The organism is Mycobacterium sp. E2462 (assembly GCF_001672685.1).
In the GTDB taxonomy this organism is placed as follows: Bacteria; Actinomycetota; Actinomycetes; order Mycobacteriales; family Mycobacteriaceae; genus Mycobacterium.
Genome location: NZ_LZKC01000134.1, coordinates 1 through 4,062 on the forward strand (window position 1 = coordinate 1; position 4,062 = coordinate 4,062).

The 4,062-nt window shown below is 76.8% G+C and carries 3 protein-coding genes; 2 read left to right on the top strand and 1 reads right to left on the bottom strand.

Features of this window, described 5'->3' with window-relative positions; all coding sequences use genetic code 11:
• Both A5714_RS06270 and A5714_RS06275 read left to right on the top strand, forming a co-directional pair.
• A partial coding sequence (locus A5714_RS06270) for a GatB/YqeY domain-containing protein (protein ID WP_197513576.1) occupies positions 1-202 on the top strand: 202 nt, incomplete at its 5' end.
• A gap of 24 nt (positions 203-226) precedes the next feature.
• Positions 227-2,350 carry an FUSC family protein gene (locus tag A5714_RS06275; RefSeq protein WP_068283862.1) on the top strand — a complete coding sequence of 708 codons (2,124 nt, stop codon included), beginning with the start codon at positions 227-229 and terminating at the stop codon, positions 2,348-2,350.
• Here the strand turns inward: A5714_RS06275 and A5714_RS06280 are convergent.
• Complete coding sequence (locus tag A5714_RS06280; RefSeq protein ID WP_068283865.1) at positions 2,347-4,041, bottom strand: selenocysteine-specific translation elongation factor; 1,695 nt, start codon at positions 4,039-4,041, stop codon at positions 2,347-2,349. The genes A5714_RS06275 and A5714_RS06280 overlap by 4 nt on opposite strands.
• Positions 4,042-4,062: the final 21 nt, after the last annotated feature.

A 4,062-nucleotide genomic window follows, 5' to 3' on the forward strand; every position in this document is an offset into this window, starting at 1 on the left:
GATCGACGAGTACTTGCCGACCCCGCTGACCGAGGCGGAGCTGGCCGACGTCGCCGACACCGCGATCGCCCAGGTCGCCGAGGAGCTCGGCGAGCGGCCCGGGATGCGGCAGATGGGGCTGGTCATGAAGGCCGCCACGGCCATCGCGGCCGGCAAGGCCGACGGGGCGCGGCTGTCCGCCGCGGTCAAGGACCGGCTCTAGCGGGGCCCGCCCTATCATCCAGGCATGCCGATCCGGCCGCTGCTGCAGCGGTTGCGCGACAAGGACCCGCAGCGCGACGGGCTGCGCCGCGCGCTGCGGGCCGCGGTCATGGTCCCGGTGGCGGCCGGCATCGCGCTGGCCCTGGTGGGCGGCCGGACGGCGCCGCTGTTCGCGCTACTGGGCTCCATCTGGCTGCTGGTGGTTACCGAGTTCCCCGGCGACCGGCGTCAGCGCGCAATCGCCTACCTCGGCCTCGCGGCCGGCGCGACGCCGCTGATCGTCGCCGGCAGCCTGCTCGCGCCCGTCCCCTGGCTGGCCGTGGCCGTCGTGTTCGCGCTGGGCGCCGCGGTGACGTACGCGGCGGCGGCCAGCGCCACCCTGTCCGCCGGACAGCGGGCCGTCCTGCTGGCCTTCGTGTGGCCGGTCAGCACCCCGGCGGAATCCCTCGCCGACCGGCTGCTGGGCTGGTTGATCGCCGTCGCGGTGTGCGTGCCGGCGGCGCTGTACCTGTTCCCGCCGCGCCACCACGACGGCCTGCGCAGCAAGGCCGCGCAGGCGTGCCGGGTGCTGGCCGACCGCATCGAGGGCTGCGGCCCGGCCGACGTCGTCGTCGAGGCGATGGACGGGCTGCGCGCCGAGTTTATGGCCGTCGCCTACCAACCCGTCGGCCTGAGCGCCGGTAGCCGCGCGCTGGTGCGGGTGGTCGACTTCCTCGAGCTGGCGTCCGACACCGTGGACGCCGACACCGGCGCGGTGCTGGGGCCGATCGCCGATCCGGCCGTCGACATCTTGCGGCGTTGCGCCGCCATGCTCGAAACTGACGAGCCGGCGGACCGCGACGCCCTCGGCCGCTCGCTGCCGCGGCTGCGGGCGCTGGCGCGGGAGCGCTACCGCGACGCCGTGCGCCAGATCCTCGAGGCCACGGACGACGCGGCCGCCATTGCGGCCGGTCGGCGGCTGCTGTCCTGCCGCGTGGTCACGACGACGATCGGGTTGACGGGCCGGGTGGTGGCCGCGGCCGTGGCCGCCGACGCCCGGCCCGCCTGGGCCCGGGCGCTGGGTCTGCGGCTGCCGCCGAGCGGGCTCACCGACCGCCCGGCGCCGGATTCCGCGGCCGCGTCGCAAGCGATTCCGTCGCGCTTCCTCGGGGTGCGGTCGGTCGCCGCGCACAACAGCCTGCGCACCGGCGTCGGCCTGGCGCTGGCCGTGGCCGTCACGCACCTGCACCCGGTGCAGCACGGCTTCTGGGTCGTGGTGGGCACCATGACGGTGCTCGGCAGCAGCGCGGTGTCCACCAGAACCCGCGTGGTGCAGGCCGTCGTGGGCACCGCGCTGGGCATCGCGCTGGGCGCGGCGCTGGTGGCGGCCGTCGGCGCCCGGTCCGAGGTGTTGTGGGCGCTGCTGCCCGTGTCGGTGTTCGGGTCGGCCTACCTGCCGCGGCTCTTCTCGTTCGGCGTCGCCCAGGCGATGGGCGCGCTGAGCCTGTTGATCACCCTGAACCTCACCGACCCCAGCGGTTGGCGCGTGGGCCTGCTGCGCATCGAGGACGTCGCGATGGGCGCCGCCATGGGGTTGATCGTCTCGCTGCTGCTGTGGCCGCGCGGGGCGTCCACCGCGGCCTCGGCGCTCATCGCCGAGGCGCAGCGCGTCAACCTGCGCTACCTGCGGGCGGCGGTGCTGCGCGTCACCCGCCATCCGGGCGACGCGGTCGCGCTCGCGGCCCTCGGCCGCGAGGCGGGGCTGGGCAACCGGATGGTGGACGACGCTGTGCGGCAATACCTTCGGGAGACCGGCAGCGAGGCCCACCTGCGGACGCCGGTGGTGCGGGCGGCCAACCACGCCACCTGGGTGCGCATCGCGGCCGACCTGATCGCCGACATCAGGACGCTGCCCCCGGGCGGCGCCTGCCCCGGCACCCGCGAGGTGCTGGAGCGCCACCTGGACTTCGTGGAACGGCAGATCGCCGGGCGCGACGACGGCCCCGGGTCGCCCTTGGCGGGCGAGTTCGTCCGCGCGCTGCGCGGCGAAAGCCGCGGGGACGCGCTGACGGTCGAGAACGCGCAGCCGCTCGTCACCGTTGCGGCCAATCTTGCTCAGCTGGAATACATTTCGCGCGTGACACCGGAAGCCGCCGTCGTCGCGGGCTAACGCAGGGTGCGGGTGCCGTCGGCGCCACGCCGGGTGACGCGCCGGGCGTCGAGCAGCTCCAGCAGCGGGACCGCGACCCGGCGGGTGGTGTCCAGCGCGCGGCGGGCCTCGCTGACGGTGAACGGCTGCCGCAGCGTCGCCAGCACGCCCGCCGCCCGGTCCAGCGCGTCGGGGCCCAGCACGACGCCGTCGGCGATCCGCGTCAGCCGGCCGGCGCGCACGGCGGCGGCCAACTCCTTGGGACCCAGCCCGAGCTCGGCGAGCTCGTCGGCCTCGGGCGCCCGGAACGGCTCGGCCGCCAGCCAGTCCTCGACGGTGCCGACCGCCTTCTCGACGCGGGCGGGCAGTCCCGCTCCCGGCGCGCGGACCAGCCCGTCGGACACCTGCAGGCCGGTGCCCGCCAGCAGCGACGCCAGCAGCTCGGCGGCCGGCAACCCCACGCCGCGGCGCAGGGTTTCCATCGGCATGCCCGCCGCGATGGCGTGGTCGTCGGCCCAGCGGCGTGCCTGCTCGACGGCGTCGCGCCGCCGCGCCTCCCACCACTGCGGGTCCACCACCCAGTCGCCCACCCGCTCCCCGTACGCGGGCAGGCCCATCGCGCGCAACTCGCCGACGCGGGCGCACGCGGGCGGGTGCGCGCGGCCCGTCGCCAGCTCGGCGGCGCGGACCCGGGCCGCGCCGCGGCGGCGCAGCGGCGGCGGGCGGACGTCGAGCACGGTGATGCCCGCCGCGATCCGGTGCTCGCCGGGGTCGCGCAACAACCCCACGTCACCCACCCGCAGTGGCAGCGGCCGCGCCAGCCGCAACCTCGCCGCCGGCGCCCCGAGCGGGCGCACCTGCACCGGGACGGCCGCTGAGCCGATGTGCAGCACCAGCTGGCGGTGCAGCGGGCCCGGGGCCCGCAACGCGACGTCGACCTCGGTGGTGTCCAGCCAGGCGCCCGGCGTCCGCGCGGTGTCGCCGCGGCCGACGTCGTGGCGATCCACGCCCCGCAGGTTCAGCGCGACGCGGGCCACCGGCCCGGCCGCGGCGACGTCGCGGCCCAGCGACTGCAGCCCGCGGACGGTGACGCGGCGCCCGGCGAGCTCCAGCTCGTCGCCCACGCGCACCGTGCCGGCCGCGAGCGTCCCGGTCACCACGGTCCCCGCGCCGCGCACGGAGAAGGAGCGGTCGATCCACAGTCGCACGTCGGCGCCGGGATCCGGGGCGGGCAGCCGGCCGGTCAGCGCCACCAGCTCCGCACGCACCCGGTCCAGGTCGGTGCCGAGGGCGACGGCCGCGCCCGCGAGGGAGGTGCCGGCGAGCCGCTCGCCGACCTGCGCGACGGCCGGGCGGGGATCGGCGAGGTCGGCCTTGCTGATCACCACCAGACCGTGGCGCACCCCGAGCGCGTCGAGGGCCGCCAGGTGTTCCTCGGACTGGGGCATCCACCCCTCGGTGGCCGCCACCACGAAGACGACCGCCGGGACGGCACCGACCCCGGCCAGCATGTTGGCGACGAAACGCTCGTGGCCGGGCACGTCGACGAACGCCAGCTGCCGGCCGCCCAGTTCGGTCCACGCATAGCCCAGGTCGATGGTCAGGCCCCGGCGCTGCTCTTCGGCCAGCCGGTCCGGCCACATGCCGGTCAGCCGGTGCAGCAGCGTCGACTTGCCGTGGTCGACGTGCCCCGCGGTCGCTATGACGAACACGCCCGCACCGCCGCGGCCAGC

What these genes read in the sequence shown, in the direction of transcription:
- A5714_RS06275 (WP_068283862.1), top strand. Translation starts at nt 227, where the DNA reads ATGCCGATCCGGCCGCTGCTGCAGCGGTTGCGCGACAAGGACCCGCAG.